Genomic DNA, 17,276 nt, shown 5'->3' on the forward strand with positions numbered 1-17,276 from the left:
CCGGCTCCTTGCGTCCGGGCCTGTCGGTGGTGGGCGCCAGGGGCCGGGCCTGTCGGTGGTGGGCGCTAGGGTCCGGGCATGACGAGGCGTGTGCCGGTGATCGGCGAGGGTGAGCGGCGGGCCCGGGTGGGGCGGCGGCAGTTGCTGGCGCCGTCGGTGCGGGTGGCGCGGGTGGAGCAGGTGGCGGACGCGCTGGTGGGGCTGCACGCGTCGGACCCGGCGACGGTGTACCTGTCGGCGTGCGCGCGGCTGGTGGAGCCCTCGGCGGCGGAGGTGGACCGGGCGCTGTACGAGGACGTCACGCTGGTGAAGCTGCTGTCGATGCGGCGGACGCTGTTCGCGGTGACGGAGGGCTTCGCGCCGCACGTGAGTTCGTCGACGGCGCGGGCGATCGCCGCGAGGGAGCGGGCGACGCTGCTCAAGCACCTGCGGGACCACGCGGACGGCTGGGACGAGGCGCGGCTCGCCGGGGCGGAGCGCGCGGTGCTGGCCGCCGTGGCCCGGCGCGGTGAGGCGACGACGAAGGAACTCGGCGACGACGTACCGGAGTTGCGCGAGACGATGCTGATGTCGGCGGGCAAGCCGTACGAGAACCGGCAGAGCGTGGGCAGTCGGCTGCTGCGGGTGCTGGCCGCGGACGGGCACGTGCGGCGGGGCCGTCCGCGCGGATCGTGGCTGAGCAACGTCCATCCGTGGGCGCCGGTGCCGCAGTGGCCGGACGCGCCGGTGCGGGAGGCGAAGGCGGAGGTGGTGCGGCGCTGGCTGGCCGGGTACGGCCCGGCGACCGTCGAGGACGTGAAGTGGTGGACGGGCTGGACGCTGGGGGACACCCGCCGGGCGCTGGCGGACGTGGGCGCCGAGGACGTGGAGCTGGCGGGCGGGGCGGCGGCGCTGGTGCTGCCGGGGGACGCCGGGCCGGTGGCGGAGCCGGAGCCGTGGGCGGCGCTGCTGCCGGCGCTGGATCCGACGGTGATGGGCTGGCGGGGGCGGGACTGGTACCTGCGGCCGGAGGACGTGCCGGCGCTGTACGACCGGGCGGGCAACGCCGGGCCGACGGTGTGGTGGTGCGGCCGGGTGGTGGGCGGCTGGGCGCAGCGGTCGGACGGCGAGGTGGTGTGGCGGCTGTTCGGTGATGTGGGGGCGGAGGCCGGGGCGGCGATCGCGGCGGAGGCGGCGCGGCTGGCGGGCTGGCTGGGGGAGGTGCGGGTGACGCCGCGGTTCCGGTCGCCGTTGGAGCGGGAGTTGGTGGCGGGGTAGTCCACCGGCGGGCGGGGTGGTTCACCGTTCGGCGGGGTGGTTCACCGTTCGGCGGGGTGGTTCACCGTTCGGCGGGGTGGTTCACCGTTCGGCGGGGTGGTTCACCGGCCGGTGCAGCGGCTCACTGGGCGGGCGGGGTGGCTCGCTGGGCCGGTGGTGTCGCGCTCGTCGCCGGGTTGGTGGCGGCGCCGGTGGTGCTGGGCGGCGTGGTCGGGTGGGTGGGCCGGGTCTGGGTGGGTCGGGGGGTGGGGCTGGACTGCTCCTGGGTGGTGGTGGGCTGGGGTGCCTGCGGGCTGGGCTGTTCCTGGGTGGTGGTGGGCTGCGGGGCGGGCGCGCTGGGGGCGTGGGTGGGGGTGTCGGGCACGGGGGTGCTGCTGGGGGGTTCCTCGCTGCTGCTGCCGCCGGTGGAGGGGGTGGTGGCGGTGGGGCTGGTGGTGGTGGTGGCGCTGCTGCTGGGGCTGAAGCCGGGGGCGGGGGTGTCGCGGCCGGTCTGGAGGTCGAACTGCTGGGTGGCGGTGCCGTCGAGGGCGGCGCTCATGTAGGCGGTCCAGATCCGGGTGGGGAAGGTGCCGCCGTTGATCCGGGCGAGTCCGGCGGTGCCGGCCAGTGGTTCCTTGGCGTGGGTCTTCGGGTTCTCGCGGAACAGGCCGACGGTGGTGGCGAGTTCGGGGGTGTAGCCGGCGAACCAGGCGGAGAGGTTGGAGTCGGTGGTGCCGGTCTTGCCGGCGGCGGGGCGGCCGAGGTCGAGGGCGGCGGCGCCGGTGCCGCGGGGGCCGATGACGTCGCGCAGGACGTCGGTGACGGTGTCGGCGTAGGACCGGTCGATGGCGTCGACGGGGCTGTGGTCGGGCATCTTGGGGGCGTCGACGGCGCCGCCGGTGTGGACGCGTGCGAGTTTGAGGACGGACCACGGGGCGTTGGCCTGGCCGTGGTTGGCGAGGGTGGCGTAGGTGCCGGCCAGGTCGAGGGCGCTGGGGGTGGCGGTGCCGAGGGTCATCGAGGTGTTGGCCGGGTCCATGCCGCGGACGCTGTCGGGGATGCCGAGTTTGACGGCGGTGTCGCGGACGCGGGCGAGGCCGGCGTCGACGCCCTCCTGCGCGTACACGGAGTTGACGGATTTCACCATGGCGTAGCGCAGGGTGATGTTGCCGTAGTCGACGTCGTCCTCGTTGGGCGGCGCGTAGGGGGTGGGGCCGCCGGTGACGGGGCGTTCGCTGGTGCCGTCGTAGCGGGTGTCGGGGGTGATCGGCCGGCCGTCGAGGGTGTGCTGGGCGATGAGGCCGGCGGCGAGGTCGACGGGTTTGAAGGTGGAGCCGATCTGGTTGTCCTGGCGCAGGGCGTCGTTGTAGGGCTGTTTGGCGTAGTCGGGGCCGCCGTAGACGGCGACGACGCGGCCGGTGGCGGTTTCGACGGAGGCGCCGGCGACCCGGACGTCGGTGTCGGTGGCGGGGCGGCGCTGGGGGTCGAGTTCGTCGGTGAGTTCGTCCTGGACGGCCTTGTGGAAGGCGTCCTGCTTGGGCTTGTCGAAGGTGGTGGTGATGCGCCAGCCGCCGGCCTTGAGGGTGGCGGTGTCGATGATGCCGGCGGAGACGAGGTAGTCGTCGGCGACGCCGACGAGGTAGCCGGCCTGGCCGGAGAGGCCGGTGGCGGGCTGGGGGTCGATCGGTTCGGGGAAGGTGGTGGCGGTGCGTTCGGCGTCGGTGAGGAAGCCGAGTTGGACCATGCCGTCGAGGGTGTAGTGCCAGCGGGCGATGGCCTTCTCGCGGTTGGCGGGGGTGGCGGTCTTGACGTCGTAGCTGCTGGGGGCCTGGAGGAGGGAGGCGAGGTAGGCGCCCTGGGCGAGGGTGAGGGCGGAGACGTCGACGCCGTAGTAGGCGTGGGCGGCGCTCTGGATGCCGTAGGCGCCGCGGCCGAAGTAGCTGCTGTTGAGGTAGCCGGCGAGGATCTCGGGCTTGTCGCGCTGCTGGTCGACCTTGAGGGCGATGAAGAGTTCGCGGCCCTTGCGTTCGATGGTCTTGTCCTGCGTCAGGTAGTAGTTCTTGACGTACTGCTGGGTGATGGTGGAGCCGCCTTGGGTGCCCTTGCCGGTGAGGGTGTTCCAGCCGGCCCGGAGCATGCCTTTGAGGTCGATGCCGCGGTTGCGGTAGAAGGTGCGGTCCTCGGCGGAGACGACGGCGTGCTGGGTCTGCGGGGGGATCTGGTCGATGGTGACGTCGGTGCGGTTGACGGCGCCGGTGCGGGCGATCTCGGTGGTGTCGTCGGCGTAGAGGTAGATGTTGTTCTGGGCGACGGCGTGGGCGTTGGGGTCGGGCACCGGGACGATGACGTAGAGCACGGCGAAGGCGCCGACGGTGAGCAGGAGCGCGGCGGTGAGGGCGCCGAGCGTGATGCGCCAGGTGGGCAGGAGCCGGCGCCAGCGGGGGAGGGCTCGGCGGGCCGCGCGGCGGGCGGCTCGTTTGGCCTGGCGTCGGGTGCTCAAGGTCATGCCGCGATTATGTGCTATTTGATGGCCGATCAGGGGGTGGTCGGGGGGTTGGCGTGCTCGGGGAAACCGGGTGCGGCGGCTGGTCCTCGGCGCTACGGTGAAAGGTGCAAACCAGGTAGCGCCGCACGTGGCGCACTCGCATAGCGCACCCAGTTCTGCCAGCTCCGCGCGTTCGGCCCGGTACCCCCGGGTTCGGCCGGTCGGAGCCGCTGGGGTGTGCGCGGACGTCGACGGGCATTCATCTGCCCGTATTTGTCGACAAGGAGACAATATGCTGAATCTCGCGCCCCCGGAGACGCGGACCGCACGCCCTCCTGATCCCACCGGGCCGCTCCCCGTCCTCGGGCTCTACGCGGCCGTCGCCCGCGGCGCCTTCCGCCGCTACTCCACCTACCGGGCCGCCACCGTGGCCGGCGCCTTCACCAACACCGTCTTCGGCATCATCCTGGCCTCCTCCTTCCTCGCCCTCTGGCAGGCCCGCCCCGACCTCGGCGGCTACGACCAGAGCCAGGCCGTCACCTACATCTGGGTCAGCCAGGCCCTGCTGGTCACCGTCGCGGTGTGGGGCGGCGGCTTCCAGGACGACCTCCAGGACCGCTTCCGCAGCGGGGACATCGCCGTCGACCTCTACCGCCCGGTCGACTTCCAGGGCTGGTGGCTGGCCACCGACCTCGGCCGGGCCGCCTTCCAGCTGCTGGTCCGCGGCACCGTGCCGCTGCTGGTCGGCGCCCTGGTGTTCCGCACCCGGATGCCCGAGCGGCCGCTGACCTGGGCGGTCTTCCTGCTCTCGGTGCTGCTCGCGCTGGTGGTCAGCTTCGGGCTGCGCTTCCTGGTCTCGATCACCGGCTTCTGGCTGCACGACTCGGACGGGGTGCGCTCGGTGATGCTGGTGGTCTCGATGTTCTTCTCCGGGATGCTGCTGCCGATCGCGCTCTTCCCCGGCCTGCTCGGTGACCTCGCCGCGGTGCTGCCCTGGGCGGCGCTGGTGAAGGTGCCGACCGACGTCTTCCTGGAGCGCGCGACCGGCGCCGGCCTGCTCGGCGCGCTCGGCTTCCAGCTCGCCTGGGCCGTCGCCCTGCTCGCCGCGGGCCGGGGCGCCCAGTGGCTGGCGACCCGCAAGGTGGTGGTGCAGGGTGGCTGAGCCGATCGTGCCCCGCACCGCGTGGGCGGTCCGCTCCTGGTGGCTGTGCGCCCGGATGTGGATGCGCTCGATGATGGCCTACCGGGCCTCCTTCGCCCTGAACCTGGTGGCCAGCCTGGCCACGCACTCGCTGGACTTCGTCGTCCTGGTGCTGATGTTCCGGCACACCGACCAACTGGGCGGCTGGCGCCTGCCGGAGATCGCCTTCCTCTACGGCACCGCGACCTTCGCCCTCGGCGTGGCCAACATGCTGGTCGGCTCGGTCGAGGGCCTCGGCGTGCGGATCGTCAACGGATCGCTGGACACCATGCTGATCCGGCCGGCGCCCGCGCTCGCCCAACTGTGCGCCGAACGCTTCTCGCTGCGCCGGCTCGGCCGCCCCATCCAGGCCCTGGCGGTGCTCGCCTGGTCACTGGCCACCCTGGACGTCCACTGGACCTGGGACCGCGTGCTGCTGGTGCCCGCCCTGCTGGTCTGCGGCAGCGTCATCTTCGGCGCGATCTACGTCGGCGGCGCGACCGTGCAGTTCTGGTGGGGCGAGTCCAAGGAGATCCAGAACTCCTTCACCTACGGCGGCGCGACCCTGCTGCACTACCCGCCGACCATCTTCGCCAAGGAACTGGTGGCCGGCGTGGTCTTCGGCGTCCCGCTGGCCTTCGTCAACTGGCTGCCCGCCCTGCACGTCCTCGGCCGGCCCGACCCGCTCGGCCTGCCCACCGCCTTCCAGTACGCCTCCCCGCTCGCCGCCGCGCTCTGCGTCGCCGCCGCCGGGCTCGCCTGGCGGGCCGGGCTGCGCGCCTACCGCGGCACCGGCAGCTGAAGCCGCCGAGGCACCGGCAGTCGAACCCCCCTCCTACGCAAGGAACTTCCATGGCACTGATCGAACTCGAGGACGTCCGCCGCACCTTCACCGTGCGGGTCCGCACCGGCCGCTTCAGCCGGGTCAGGCGCGAGGTGCGCGCGGTGGACGGGCTGAGCTTCACCGTCGAGGCCGGCGAGTGCGTCGGCTACATCGGCCCCAACGGCGCCGGCAAGTCGACCACCATCAAGATGCTCACCGGCATCCTCGTGCCCTCCGGCGGGCGGCTGCGCGTCGCCGGAGTGGACCCGGCCCGCGAACGCGTCGCGCTGGCCCGCCGGATCGGCGTCGTCTTCGGCCAGCGCACCACGCTCTGGTGGGACCTCCCGCTGTGCGACTCCTTCGAACTCGCCCGCCGGATCTACCGCATCCCCGACCGCCGATATCGCGAGAACCTCGCCCGCTGCGTCGAACTGCTCGACCTGGAAGGACTGCTGGACACCCCCGTCCGCCAGCTCTCGCTCGGCCAGCGGATGCGCGGCGACCTCGCGGCGGCGCTGCTGCACGACCCGCAGGTGCTCTACCTGGACGAGCCGACCATCGGCCTGGACGTGGTCAGCAAGGGGAAGGTGCGTGAGTTCCTGCGCGAGGTGAACCGGGACCGGGGTACCACCGTGCTGCTCACCACGCACGACCTGACCGACATCGAGCAGCTCTGCGGCCGGGTGATGGTGATCGACCACGGCCGGGTCGTCTACGACGGCGGGCTGGACGGCCTGCACGCCACCGGGCGCAGCGAGCGCACCCTGGTGGTCGACCTGGCCGAGGCCCGGCCCGCGATCGAGGTGGACGGCGCCCGGGTGGTGAAGGTCGAGGGGCCCCGGCAGTGGCTGGCCTTCCCGGCGCAGCAGAGCGCCGCGCCGATCGTGGCGGCGGTGGCCGCGCGCTATCCGCTGGTGGACCTGTCGGTGCGCGAGCCGGCGATCGAGGACGTGATCGCGCGGATGTACACGGAGGTGGCGATCGGCTGAGCCTGCCGAACACTGAACGCGCGTTCGGGCGCTGTCACCCGTCCGGGGAGGGCACGTGACTCCCCGGCGGGAAGCCGAGTTGACGTTGCATCGCTCGGCGAACAGCACACCGGAGGGCAGCGCTTCTCGATGACCGGACCCGATGTGACCGTGGTGGTCGCGGTCTACAACACCATGCCCTACCTCACCGCCTGCCTGGACTCGCTGGTCGGGCAGACCCTGGCGCCCGGGCGGCTGGAGGTGGTGGTCGTCGACGACGGCTCCACGGACGGCGGCGAGGCCGTCCTGGACGACTACGCCGCCCGCCACCCCGGGCTGTTCCGGGTGGTGCACCAGCCCAACTCGGGCGGCCCGGCGGCCCCCACCAACCGGGGCCTGGCGCTGGCCCGCGGCCGCTACGTGCTGTTCCTCGGCGCGGACGACTGGCTCGGCGCCGAGGCGCTGGAGCGGCTGGTCACGGCGGCCGACGCCTGGGGTTCGGACGTGCTGGTGCCCAAGCAGGTCGGGGTGAACGGGCGGCTGGTGCCGCAGGGGATCTTCCACGCCAACGCCGAGTCCGTCGGCTTCACCGACTCGGCGCTGGCCTGGGCGCTGTCCGACACCAAGCTGTTCCGGATGGACCTCGTCCGGCGCCACGGGCTGCGCCGTGACGAGGAGTTGAAGGTCTTCTCGGACCAGCCGTTCACCCTGGAGGCCTGCCTGCGGGCGGGCCGGGTGTCCGTCCTCGCCGACTACGACTGCTACTTCCTGGTGCTGCGCGAGGACTTGGGCAACGTCACCCAGCGGGCCGGGGTGCTGGACCGGCTGCGCGGGATCGCGGCGCTGCAGCAGGTCGCCGCCGATCTGGCCGCGCCCGGCGGGGAGTTGGACGCGATCCGGGCCCGCAGCTTCGCCTGGGACGTGCCGCGGCTGCTCCAGGACGACTTCCTGCTGCTCGACGACGCCGTTCAGGAGCAGGTCTGCGCCGAGGTCGGCCGGCTGATCGAGCGCTTCGACGCCCGCGCGGTCTACCAGCGGCTGCCCGTCGCCGAGCGGCTGCGGCTCGAACTCGCCGCCGCCGTCCGGCCGGAGGCGCTGCGGGACCTGATCCGGTACGAGGCCGCGCACGGCGACCCGCCGGTGGTCGTCGACGGGCGGCGGCACTACGCGGGTTACCCGGCGTTCCGGGATGCCCGGCTGGGCCTGCCGGACGAGCTGTTCCTGCTGGGCGAGGAGCCGGTGCGGCCGGCGGTGGAGGTTCCGCCGCTCAACCTGGCCCAGCAGGTGTGGCGCGGTGCCGTGCCGGCCCAGCTGCGGCGCGGGCTGCGGCGCTACCCGGTGTGGCGCCGGCTCGCCAACACGGTGAACGGGGGCCGGGGGTGAGCGGGGGCACGCCGGAGGCCGGGGGTGCCGGAGGTCGGGGCCGCCGGAGGCAGGGGCCCCGGAGGAAAGGGGACACGAGGATGAACGGGACGCGGGGATGAGCGGGGTGCGGGGATGAGCCGGGCGATGGACGTGTGCGTGGTCGGGCTGGGCAAGCTGGGCCTGCCGCTGGCCGTGCAGTTCGCGCTGAAGGGTCACCGGGTGACGGGGGCGGACATCGCTCCCGGGGTCGTCCGCAGCGTCAACCAGGGCGTGCCGCCGTTCCCCCGGGAGGCGGGTCTGGACGAGGCACTGAAGCAGGTGGTCGCCGAGGGGCGGCTGCGGGCCACCACCGACACCACGGCCGCCGTCGCCGCCGCCGAGGCCGTGGTGCTGGTCGTCCCGCTGGTCACCGCCGCCGACGGCACCCCGGACTTCGGCCTGCTCGACGCGGCCACCGACGCCGTCGCCGCCGGGCTGCGCCGGGGCACCCTGGTCAGCTACGAGACCACCCTGCCGGTCGGCGTCACCCGGGGCCGCTGGGCGCCCCGGCTGGGGGCCGGCTCCGGGCTGGCCGCCGGGGCGGACTTCGCGCTGGTGTTCAGCCCGGAGCGGGTCCGCACCGGGCGGGTCTTCGCCGACCTGCGGCGCTACCCCAAGCTGGTCGGCGGCGTGGACGCGGCCTCGACCCGGCGCGGCGCCGAGTTCTACCGGGCCGTGCTGGACTTCGACCCGCGCCCCGACCTGCCCCGGCCCAACGGCGTCTGGGAGCTGGCCTCGGTGGAGGCGGCGGAGTTCGCCAAGCTCGCCGAGACCACCTACCGGGACGTCAACATCGCGCTGGCCAACCAGTTCGCCCGGTACGCCGACCGGGTCGGGGTGGACTTCGCGGAGATCGCCGACGCGTGCAACTCGCAGCCGTACAGCCACCTGCACCGGCCCGGCATCGCGGTCGGCGGGCACTGCATCCCGGTGTACCCGCGGCTGTACCTGTGGAACGACCCGGGCGCGACGGTCGTGCGGGCCGCCCGGGAGGCCAACCTGGAGATGCCCGGGTACGCGGTCGGGGTGCTGGACGGCGCGCTGGCGGGCGGGATCGCCGGGCAGGGCGTGCTGGTGCTCGGGGCGGCGTACCGGGGCGGGGTCAAGGAGACGGCGTACTCCGGGGTGTTCCCGCTGGTCGAGGCGGTGCGGGCGGCGGGGGCGCGGCCGTACGTCAGCGATCCGCTGTACCGGGGCGCGGAACTGGCGGCGCTCGGGCTGCCCCCGTACGAGGGGGAGCCGGTGGTGGCGGCGGTGCTCCAGGCGGACCACCCGGAGTACCGGGAGCTGGCGCCGGAGGACCTGCCGGGGGTGCGGGTGCTGCTGGACGGGCGGCGGTGCACGGATCCGGCGGCGTGGGCGGCCGAGGGGGTGCGGCGGATCGTGCTGGGCGGGGCCTGATCGTGCTGGGCCGGGTCTGGGGGGGGGCGGGCTCCGACGGGCGTGCGGGTCGCCGCGTCGGAGGGCACGGCCGCACCGCACGCGGCGTGAGGGGGTGGGTACGGGGCGTGCGCCCGGCTGCGCGCGAGGCGTGCCCGGGCGCGCAACCAGGCGCGTGATCGCGGGGCGCGCCCTCGCCTGCGCTGGCCAGCGGGCAGACTGGCGGGGTGAGTGACGAAGCCTTCAGCGGTACGGGCCCCGGGGTCCGGTTCACCGCCGCCGACGAGCAGAAGAGACATGGCGTCCGCCGGATGAAGACCATCGCGACCGGCCTGCTGGCCTTCGCGAGCCTGGTCTTCGCCCTCGCCACCTGGGCCAAGGCGGCCGGTGCCGGCTCCTGGGCCGGGTACGTGGCGGCGGCCGCCGAGGCGGGCATGGTCGGCGCGCTGGCCGACTGGTTCGCGGTGACGGCGCTGTTCCGCCGCCCGTTCGGCCTGCCGATCCCGCACACCGCGATCATCCCGACCAAGAAGGACGCCTTCGGGCGCTCGCTCGGCGAGTTCGTCGGCGACAACTTCCTCTCCGGGCACGTGGTGCGCGGGCGCCTCGCGTCGCTGGGCATCGCCCGGCGGCTGGGGGAGTGGCTGGCCGCGCCGGGCAGCGCCGAGCGGGTCACCAAGGAGGCCTCGGCGGCGCTGCGCGGGGTGCTCGCGGTGCTCCGGGACGACGACGTGCAGGCGGTCGTCGCCGAGGCGGTGACCAGGCGGGCGGCGGCCACCTCGGTGGCCGAGCCGATGGGCCGGATGCTGGGCAAGGTGGTCGCGGACGGCGGGCACCACGGCGTGGTCGACCTGGTGGCCGTCCGGGCGCACGGCTGGCTGACCGCCAACCACGAGGAGGTGGTCCAGCGGGTCACCCAGAAGACCCCGGGCTGGACGCCCAAGTTCCTCGACCAACAGGTCGGCGAGCGGGTCTACAAGGAGCTGATGCGGTTCGTCACCGACATCCGGGACGACCCGGACCACCCGGCCCGCGGAGCCATCGACAACTTCCTCGCCGACTTCGCGACCGAACTGCAGACCGACCCGGAGACCATCGCCCGGGTGGAGCGGGCCAAGGTGGAACTGCTGGCCCGGCCCGAGGTGCAGGACCTGATCGCCTCCACCTGGGCGGCCGTCCGCACCCTGGTGGTGAACGCGGCCGGAGACGAGGACAGCGAACTGCGCCGGCGCATCCGCGAGGGCGTGGGCAGCTTCGGCGCACGCCTGGCCACCGACGCCAAGCTCCAGGCCAAGGTGGACGGCTGGCTCCAGGACGCCGCCCAGTACCTGGTCGACACCTACCGCGCCGAGATCACCTCGCTGATCTCCGAGACGGTGGCGGGCTGGGACGCCGACGACGCCTCCCGCAAGATCGAGGCCAACGTCGGCCGCGACCTGCAGTTCATCCGGATCAACGGCACCGTGGTCGGAGCCATGGCCGGGCTGCTCATCCACACCGTGGCGACCGCCCTCGGAGGCTGACCCCGGGGCGGCCTATCCTTGCCAGCACCTGTCGGTACGCGCGTAGAGGAAGTAGGGAACCACCGTGGTCCAGCCGGACGGAAGTCGGATCGGAAACCCCAGTGGCCAGGGGGGCATCGAGGCGTTCATCGCCGGGATGCCCAAGGCGGAGCTGCACGTCCACCACGTGGGCTCGGCCTCGCCGCGCGTCGTCGCCGAGCTGGCGGCCCGCCACCGCGGCAAGTCGAAGGTGCCGGTCGACCCGGCGGCGCTCGCCGAGTACTTCACCTTCACCGACTTCGCGCACTTCATCGACGTCTACCTGAGCGTCGTGGACCTGATCCGCGACGCCGAGGACGTCCGCGCGCTCACCTACGGCGTGGCCGAGGACATGGCGCGCCAGAACATCCGGTACGCCGAACTGACCATCACCCCGTACTCCTCGGTCAAGCGGGGCATCCCGGACGTCGCCTTCATGGAGGCGATCGAGGACGCCCGGCTGCGCGCCGAGAAGGAGCTCGGGGTCGTCCTGCGCTGGTGCTTCGACATCCCCGGCGAGGCCGGCCTGGAGGCCGCCGAGGAGACCGCCCGGCTCGCCGTCGACCTGGCCCCTGAGGGCCTGGTCAGCTTCGGCCTCGGCGGCCCGGAGATCGGCGTGCCGCGCCCGCAGTTCAAGCCCTACTTCGACCGGGCCCGGGCGGCCGGCCTGCGCAGCGTCCCGCACGCGGGCGAGACCACCGGGCCTGAGACGGTCTGGGACGCGATCCGGGTGCTCGGCGCCGAGCGCATCGGGCACGGCACGCAGTCGGTGAAGGACCCGGCGCTGCTGGACTACCTGGGTGAGCACCGGATCCCGCTGGAGGTCTGCCCGACCTCCAACATCGCCACCCGGGCGGTGGAGCGGATCGAGGAGCACCCGATCAAGCGGATGGTGGACGCCGGGCTGCTGGTCACGATCAACAGCGACGACCCGCCGATGTTCGGCACCGACCTCAACACCGAGTACGCCGTCGCGGCGCGGCTGCTGGGCCTGGACGAGTCCGGGGTGGCGGCGCTGGCGCGCAACGCGGTCGAGGCGTCCTTCCTGGACGTGGCGGGCAAGGCGCGGCTGGTCGGCGAGATCGACGCGTACCTGGCGGGCTGGAAGGCCTGATTCCCGGCGTCCGCCCTGGTGGACGCCCCGCGAAGTGCCCCTGAACCGCCCCGCCGGCAGCTGCCGACGGGGCGGTTCGCTGTTCCCGCCCGAACGTGGCGCCAAAATGGCGCCATTAATGGCTCGACATGGCACCACTGCTGTGCCATGCTGAAGCCATGGACCTCACGCCGTACGTCGAAAACCTTCGGAACGAGCTCGCGGTGGCCGCGGGCGCGGGCGGGGACGAAGCCCGCGCGCTGGCCGAGCGGCTGACGCTGCCGCTGGACTCGGCCGTGCGGCTCACCCTGCTCAACGCGCTCTCGGCCGCGATGGGAGAAGTGACCCGCGAGCTCGCCCCCGGCTCGGTGGACGTGCGGCTGCGCGGGCTCGATCCCGAGTTCGTGGTCACCGTACCGCCCGGCGCCGACACCTTCCACGGTGATGTGCCGCCCGTGGCGCCACCGATGGCGCCGATGGTGGCACCAGTGGTGCCAGTGGCGCCGCCCGTGGTGCCGGAGTCGGACGAGACGGGTACGGCCCGGATCAACCTGCGCCTGCCCGCCCACCTCAAGGCCCGGGCCGAGGAGGCCGCCGGGCAGGAGGGCCTCTCGCTCAACGCCTGGCTGGTCCGGGCCGTCGCCGGCGCGCTGGAGGCCGGCGAGCCGGCCGCCCGCCCGGCTGTCAGACCGGCCCCCCAGCCCGCGGTCCGCCCGCGCCGTGGCGGCCAGGGCTTCACCGGCTGGGTCCACTGACGCTTCCGCCCGCTCCGCCTGCTTCATCCGCTCCGCCTGCCGGACCCGCTCCATCCGCTCCATCCGCTCCATCCGCGCTCCATCCGCAACGACGTCACCCCCGCTCCGACCAGCGGGAACACCCATCAGAGTCAAGAGGACGGGACAGCCATGCCTACGTACGAGACCGACGGACCGATCTCGGTCACCCTCGAATTCGAGATCGGCTCGGTGCGGATCAGCGCGAGCAAGCGCACCGACACCGTGGTCGAGGTCAAGCCCGCCAACCCCGCCGAGGAGGCGGACGTCAAGGCCGCCCAGCAGACCCAGGTCGACTACGCCGGCGGCCGGTTCACCCTCAAGGGCCCGAAGAAGCGCTCGCCGTTCGGTCGGATCGGCTCGATCGACATCCTGATCGAGCTGCCGGCGGGCTCGGAGATCAACGCCGACGCCCCGATGGCCACCTTCGTCGCCGAGGGCCCGCTCGGCGACTGCCGGCTGAAGACCTCGCTCGGCCGGATCCAGGTCGAGCAGGCCGCGAGCGCGCGGCTCAAGACCGACCACGGGGAGGTCCGGGTCGACTCGGTCGACGGGGACGCGGAGATCTCCGGGCTCGGCCGGCTCGCGGTCGGCACGGTCGGGGGCGCGCTGACGGTCAAGAACAGCAACGGCGACACGGAGGTCCGCGAGGTCCACGGGGCGCTCAAGGCCAGCTCCTCCTTCGGCCGGATCGAGGTCGGCACCGCCCACGCCGGGGTGGACGCCAAGACGGCGCACGGCCCGATCCGGATCGGCCGGGTGGAGCGCGGCCAGGTCACCATGCAGACCTCCCTGGGGGACTTGGAGGTCGGCATCGCGGAGGGCACGGCGGCCTGGCTCGACATACACAGCAAGGTCGGCACCGTGCGCAACGCCCTCGGCGCGGCGCAGGGCCCGGGCGACGCCCGGGAGACCGTCGAGGTCCGCGGCCGCACCCAGCTCGGCGACGTCGTGATCCGGAGGGCGTGATGGCGGCGATCTCGGCAGTCGGACTGGCCAAGTCCTACGGCGACAAGGCCGTGCTGAACGGCATCGACCTGGAGATCCCGGAGGGCAGCGTGTTCGCCCTGTTAGGGCCGAACGGCGCCGGCAAGACCACCACCGTGCAGATCCTCTCCACCCTGATCCCGGCCGACGGCGGGGTGGCCCGGGTGGCCGGGCACGACGTGGTCGAGCAGGCCTCCGGGGTGCGGGCGGCGATCGGTGTCACCGGCCAGTTCTCGGCGGTGGACAACCTGCTCACCGCCGAGGAGAACCTGCTGCTGATGGCGGACCTCAACCACCTCCCCCGTCGGGAGGGGCGGAGGCGGGCCGAGGACCTGCTGCGGCGGTTCGACCTCGCGGAGGCGGCGCGCAAGCCGGTCGTCACCTTCTCCGGCGGCATGCGGCGCAAGCTCGACCTGGCGATGACGCTGGTCGGCGATCCGCGGGTGATCTTCCTCGACGAGCCGACCACCGGGCTGGACCCGCGCAGCCGGCGGACGATGTGGGAGATCATCCGGGGGCTGGTCGCCGACCACGGGGTGACGATCTTCCTCACCACCCAGTACTTGGAGGAGGCCGACGAACTCGCCGACCGGATCGCCGTCCTGGACGGCGGGCGGATCGTCGCCGAGGGCACGGCGGACGAGCTGAAGCGGATCGTCCCCGGCGGGCGGATCCGGCTCCAGTTCGCGGACGCCGCCCAACTGGGGGCTGCTGCCGGGCTGTTCGACTACGCGGTGGTCGACACCGAGGCACTGCGGCTGGACATCCCGGGGGACAACTCCGTGGTCACCGTGAAGGCGGTGCTGGACACGCTCGACAACGCCTCGGTCCGGGCCGAGGCGCTGGTCGTGGAGACGGCCGATCTGGACGACGTGTTCCTCACTCTGACCGGGGAGGGCGCCCGATGAGCGCTTCGGTGAGCTACGCGGTCAGTGACTCGCTGACCATGCTGCGACGCAACCTCAAGCACGCGCTGAGGTACCCGTCGCTGACCTTCGCGGTCGTGATCATGCCGGTCATGATGCTGCTGCTGTTCAACTACGCCTTCGGCGGCGCGCTCGGCGCGGGCATCGGCGGCGGCAGCTACATCGACTACGTGACGCCCGGCATCCTGCTGATGGCGGCGGCCTCGGGGTCGCTGGTCACGGCGATCGGGGTCTGCGTCGACATGACGGAAGGCATCGTCAACCGCTTCCGCACGATGGCGATCTCACGCTCGGCCTTCCTGGCCGGGCACGTGGTCGGCAGCGTGATACAGACCATGCTCGGCCTGGTCCTGGTGGCCGGCGCGGCCCTCGCGATGGGCTTCCGGCCCAACGCCGGGCTGGTGGAATGGCTGGCGGCCGTCGGACTGCTGCTGTTCGTCACTGTCGCGCTGACCTGGGTATCGGCGGGCATCGGGCTGGTCGCCAAGACGGTGGAGAGCGCCAGCAACCTGCCGATGCCGATACAGTTCCTGCCCTTCATCGGCAGCGCGATCGTCCCGCCCGACTCGATGCCGACCGCCCTGCGGTGGTTCGCCGAGTACCAGCCGTTCACGCCGATCATCGAGACCCTGCGAGGGCTGCTGATGGGCGCCCCGATCGGCAACAGCGCCTGGAGCGCGCTGGCGTGGTGCACCGGGTTGACGCTGATCGGCTACTTCTGGTCGAGGAGCATCTTCTACCGGCGGTGACGGGGGTACCGCCGGCAGCGGGAGGCCCGGGAGGACAGCGATGTCCGCCCGGGCCTTTCGGCGTTGTGGCCGGTGCCGAGTCATGGCCGGCCCTGAGTCTTGGCCGGTGCCGGTGTACGTCCGGGCCTGGGCCGGAGCCGACCGGAGCCCCAACCGCCGGACATCCGGTAGTAAAGTCCGGGCAAAGGCTCACCCTGGGGAGGGGCGCATGACGGCGGCACGTCGCAAGCGGATCGTGTGGTGGCTCAGAGGTGTGGCGCTGGCGGCGTTCCTGGTCTATCTGCCGGGCTATCAGGCCTCCTTCTCAGGAGGGCTGGTGGAGGTCGAGCGCTGGCTCAACCACCCGCTGCCACTGCTCGGCGCCACCGTCGTGCTGGCCGTTGTCTCGCTGGTGATCCAGTTCGAGTTCCGCACCTGGTGGTCGCAGGTCGGCTGCGCGGCCGCCCTGGTGTCGCTCGTCTTCCTCGCCGGCGTGGCCGTGCTCCTGTCGCTGCTGCTCGACCGCGACGGGCAGCCCGTCAGCCGGAAGAGCCACCCGGAGCGCCCGGACCGCGTGTTGACCGTGACCGACGTCGCCTTCTCGATCGACCCGATCTACCGGGTCGAGCTGTTGACCGGCAGCGGCTGGTCCGCCCGCCACTGGGAACTGGGCGAATGGGACATCCGTGGCGGCGAGTTCGGCAGGGTCGACTGGTCCGGGCCGGACCGGATCGCGGTGACCGGGGTGAAGGGGACCGAGACCGCGGTGTTCACCGTCGACCCGGACGGCCGGCCGAGCAGGCAGGGCCCGGCGCCCCGGTAGGCCGGTAGGCCGGTAGAGCTGGGGGAGGCGGCAGGCCCTCGCGCGGCGGGGAGGTCGCGCGAGGGCCCGGGCGGGGTTACCAGGTGTCGATGCCCATCTTCTTGGCCGCGTCGTGGACGGCCTTGTAGTGGGCGTGGGACATGCCGGACTGCTTGTCCTTCTCGGGCAGGTTCTTGTCCGCCGCGCGGAACTCGTCGCGGGCCTCGGCGAGCAGGCTCGTGCCGTAGGAGACGGGGACGTCCTTGACGCCGTGGGACGGGTGGGTCTTCTCGGCGGTCTTGCTGCCCGCCTTGATCAGGATGTCGCGGGCCTTGTTGAAGTCGTCGGCCTTGACCGTCTTCGGGTTGCTGAGCTGCGCCTGCACCCGGGCCGTCGGCTGGGCCGGCGTGGTGTCTGCGGCCATGGCGGGAGCGGCAGCGGCGACGCCGAGGGCGCCGACGGCGGCGACTGCCACGAGGGCGTTCCGGAGGGTCCTGTTCATGGATATCGATCCCTTCGCAATGTCTAAACATCAGTGCCCGCAACGGACTTGAGGTCCGTGGGAGTGCGAACTCCTCGGCACTACCCCGGCCCTCCTCGGCGGCAAACCGATGGTCGTACGGGGGTAGTTGGGGAGCGGTGGGATCAGGCCGTCTTGTGAATATGGGGTTATCGGACTGCTGGGTTAGTAGGGGCGGAAGGGGCTCAAGGGGACGGCCAGGGCGGGCCGTTCGACGAACGGCCCGCCCTGCGTGGTGGGTTAGACGTCGAACTCGCCGGCGCGAATAGCGGAGACGAGGTCGTGCCATTCGTCGGTGGTGAGTTGGGCGATGGCCTCGGGCCGGAGGTTGCTGCGGACATAGACGGCATCGGAGGTGACGGCTACCTCCGGGCAGCTCGCGCCCTCGCCGCAAGCCTCAGGACGCCGCCAGTCGAGTATTTCCATGGCT

General features: G+C 72.9%; 16 protein-coding genes. 13 read left to right on the forward strand and 3 right to left on the reverse strand.

The window, feature by feature from the left end:
- Positions 1–78: 78 nt before the first annotated feature.
- On the forward strand, positions 79–1,257 hold the full coding sequence (locus OG556_RS22450) for a winged helix DNA-binding domain-containing protein (RefSeq protein ID WP_371518713.1): 1,179 nt from the start codon (positions 79–81) through the stop codon (positions 1,255–1,257).
- Positions 1,258–1,378: 121 nt separating this feature from the next.
- Here the strand turns inward: OG556_RS22450 and OG556_RS22455 are convergent, their stop codons facing one another.
- Positions 1,379–3,742: a transglycosylase domain-containing protein gene (locus OG556_RS22455; RefSeq protein ID WP_371518715.1), complete on the reverse strand. Its 2,364-nt coding sequence runs from the start codon at positions 3,740–3,742 to the stop codon at positions 1,379–1,381.
- A gap of 271 nt (positions 3,743–4,013) precedes the next feature.
- Here OG556_RS22455 and OG556_RS22460 point away from each other — a divergent pair, with 271 nt between their 5' ends.
- The 12 genes from OG556_RS22460 to OG556_RS22515 all read left to right on the forward strand — a co-directional run bounded on the left by OG556_RS22460 (position 4,014) and on the right by OG556_RS22515 (position 16,347).
- Positions 4,014–4,883, forward strand: coding sequence for an ABC transporter permease (locus OG556_RS22460; RefSeq protein ID WP_371518718.1), 870 nt, complete (start codon positions 4,014–4,016; stop codon positions 4,881–4,883).
- Complete coding sequence (locus OG556_RS22465) at positions 4,876–5,703, forward strand: ABC transporter permease (RefSeq protein ID WP_371518721.1); 828 nt, start codon at positions 4,876–4,878, stop codon at positions 5,701–5,703. The genes OG556_RS22460 and OG556_RS22465 overlap by 8 nt, the downstream gene beginning before the upstream one ends.
- Before the next feature lie 50 nt (positions 5,704–5,753).
- Positions 5,754–6,713, forward strand: a complete 960-nt coding sequence (locus OG556_RS22470) for an ATP-binding cassette domain-containing protein (protein ID WP_371518724.1) — start codon at positions 5,754–5,756, stop codon at positions 6,711–6,713.
- Positions 6,714–6,842: 129 nt separating this feature from the next.
- Complete coding sequence (locus OG556_RS22475) at positions 6,843–8,075, forward strand: glycosyltransferase family 2 protein (protein WP_371518727.1); 1,233 nt, start codon at positions 6,843–6,845, stop codon at positions 8,073–8,075.
- 126 nt (positions 8,076–8,201) lie between these two features.
- The gene (locus OG556_RS22480) at positions 8,202–9,497 is read left to right on the forward strand and encodes a nucleotide sugar dehydrogenase (protein WP_371522819.1); all 1,296 of its coding nucleotides are present in this window, start codon (positions 8,202–8,204) and stop codon (positions 9,495–9,497) included.
- Positions 9,498–9,679: 182 nt separating this feature from the next.
- Positions 9,680–10,999, forward strand: coding sequence for a DUF445 domain-containing protein (locus tag OG556_RS22485; RefSeq protein ID WP_371522821.1), 1,320 nt, complete (start codon positions 9,680–9,682; stop codon positions 10,997–10,999).
- A 64-nt stretch (positions 11,000–11,063) separates the two neighbouring features.
- Positions 11,064–12,131 (forward strand): adenosine deaminase, encoded by a 1,068-nt coding sequence (locus OG556_RS22490; protein WP_371518729.1) that lies wholly within the window; start codon positions 11,064–11,066, stop codon positions 12,129–12,131.
- A 158-nt stretch (positions 12,132–12,289) separates the two neighbouring features.
- Positions 12,290–12,865: a YlcI/YnfO family protein gene (locus tag OG556_RS22495; RefSeq protein WP_371518732.1), complete on the forward strand. Its 576-nt coding sequence runs from the start codon at positions 12,290–12,292 to the stop codon at positions 12,863–12,865.
- Between the two features lie 150 nt (positions 12,866–13,015).
- The gene (locus OG556_RS22500) at positions 13,016–13,852 is read left to right on the forward strand and encodes a DUF4097 domain-containing protein (protein WP_371518735.1); all 837 of its coding nucleotides are present in this window, start codon (positions 13,016–13,018) and stop codon (positions 13,850–13,852) included.
- Complete coding sequence (locus tag OG556_RS22505; RefSeq protein WP_371518736.1) at positions 13,852–14,778, forward strand: ATP-binding cassette domain-containing protein; 927 nt, start codon at positions 13,852–13,854, stop codon at positions 14,776–14,778. Before OG556_RS22500 ends, OG556_RS22505 begins: the two co-directional genes overlap by 1 nt.
- Positions 14,775–15,545, forward strand: a complete 771-nt coding sequence (locus OG556_RS22510) for an ABC transporter permease (RefSeq protein WP_371518738.1) — start codon at positions 14,775–14,777, stop codon at positions 15,543–15,545. Before OG556_RS22505 ends, OG556_RS22510 begins: the two co-directional genes overlap by 4 nt.
- 208 nt (positions 15,546–15,753) lie before the next feature.
- Positions 15,754–16,347 (forward strand): hypothetical protein, encoded by a 594-nt coding sequence (locus OG556_RS22515; protein WP_371518741.1) that lies wholly within the window; start codon positions 15,754–15,756, stop codon positions 16,345–16,347.
- A gap of 76 nt (positions 16,348–16,423) precedes the next feature.
- Here the strand turns inward: OG556_RS22515 and OG556_RS22520 are convergent, their stop codons facing one another.
- Both OG556_RS22520 and OG556_RS22525 read right to left on the reverse strand, forming a co-directional pair.
- The gene (locus tag OG556_RS22520; RefSeq protein ID WP_371518744.1) at positions 16,424–16,828 is read right to left on the reverse strand and encodes a hypothetical protein; all 405 of its coding nucleotides are present in this window, start codon (positions 16,826–16,828) and stop codon (positions 16,424–16,426) included.
- Positions 16,829–17,086: 258 nt separating this feature from the next.
- Positions 17,087–17,272: a DUF397 domain-containing protein gene (locus OG556_RS22525; protein WP_371518746.1), complete on the reverse strand. Its 186-nt coding sequence runs from the start codon at positions 17,270–17,272 to the stop codon at positions 17,087–17,089.
- Positions 17,273–17,276 lie beyond the last annotated feature (4 nt).

Source organism: Kitasatospora sp. NBC_01300 (genome assembly GCF_041435235.1).
Taxonomy (GTDB): Bacteria; Actinomycetota; Actinomycetes; order Streptomycetales; family Streptomycetaceae; genus Kitasatospora.

What these genes read in the sequence shown, in the direction of transcription:
- OG556_RS22520 (WP_371518744.1), bottom strand. Translation starts at nt 16,828, where the DNA reads ATGAACAGGACCCTCCGGAACGCCCTCGTGGCAGTCGCCGCCGTCGGC.
- OG556_RS22495 (WP_371518732.1), top strand. Translation starts at nt 12,290, where the DNA reads ATGGACCTCACGCCGTACGTCGAAAACCTTCGGAACGAGCTCGCGGTG.
- OG556_RS22510 (WP_371518738.1), top strand. Translation starts at nt 14,775, where the DNA reads ATGAGCGCTTCGGTGAGCTACGCGGTCAGTGACTCGCTGACCATGCTG.
- OG556_RS22515 (WP_371518741.1), top strand. Translation starts at nt 15,754, where the DNA reads ATGACGGCGGCACGTCGCAAGCGGATCGTGTGGTGGCTCAGAGGTGTG.
- OG556_RS22450 (WP_371518713.1), top strand. Translation starts at nt 79, where the DNA reads ATGACGAGGCGTGTGCCGGTGATCGGCGAGGGTGAGCGGCGGGCCCGG.
- OG556_RS22455 (WP_371518715.1), bottom strand. Translation starts at nt 3,742, where the DNA reads ATGACCTTGAGCACCCGACGCCAGGCCAAACGAGCCGCCCGCCGCGCG.
- OG556_RS22480 (WP_371522819.1), top strand. Translation starts at nt 8,202, where the DNA reads ATGGACGTGTGCGTGGTCGGGCTGGGCAAGCTGGGCCTGCCGCTGGCC.
- OG556_RS22525 (WP_371518746.1), bottom strand. Translation starts at nt 17,272, where the DNA reads ATGGAAATACTCGACTGGCGGCGTCCTGAGGCTTGCGGCGAGGGCGCG.
- OG556_RS22460 (WP_371518718.1), top strand. Translation starts at nt 4,014, where the DNA reads ATGCTGAATCTCGCGCCCCCGGAGACGCGGACCGCACGCCCTCCTGAT.
- OG556_RS22475 (WP_371518727.1), top strand. Translation starts at nt 6,843, where the DNA reads ATGACCGGACCCGATGTGACCGTGGTGGTCGCGGTCTACAACACCATG.
- OG556_RS22500 (WP_371518735.1), top strand. Translation starts at nt 13,016, where the DNA reads ATGCCTACGTACGAGACCGACGGACCGATCTCGGTCACCCTCGAATTC.
- OG556_RS22505 (WP_371518736.1), top strand. Translation starts at nt 13,852, where the DNA reads ATGGCGGCGATCTCGGCAGTCGGACTGGCCAAGTCCTACGGCGACAAG.
- OG556_RS22470 (WP_371518724.1), top strand. Translation starts at nt 5,754, where the DNA reads ATGGCACTGATCGAACTCGAGGACGTCCGCCGCACCTTCACCGTGCGG.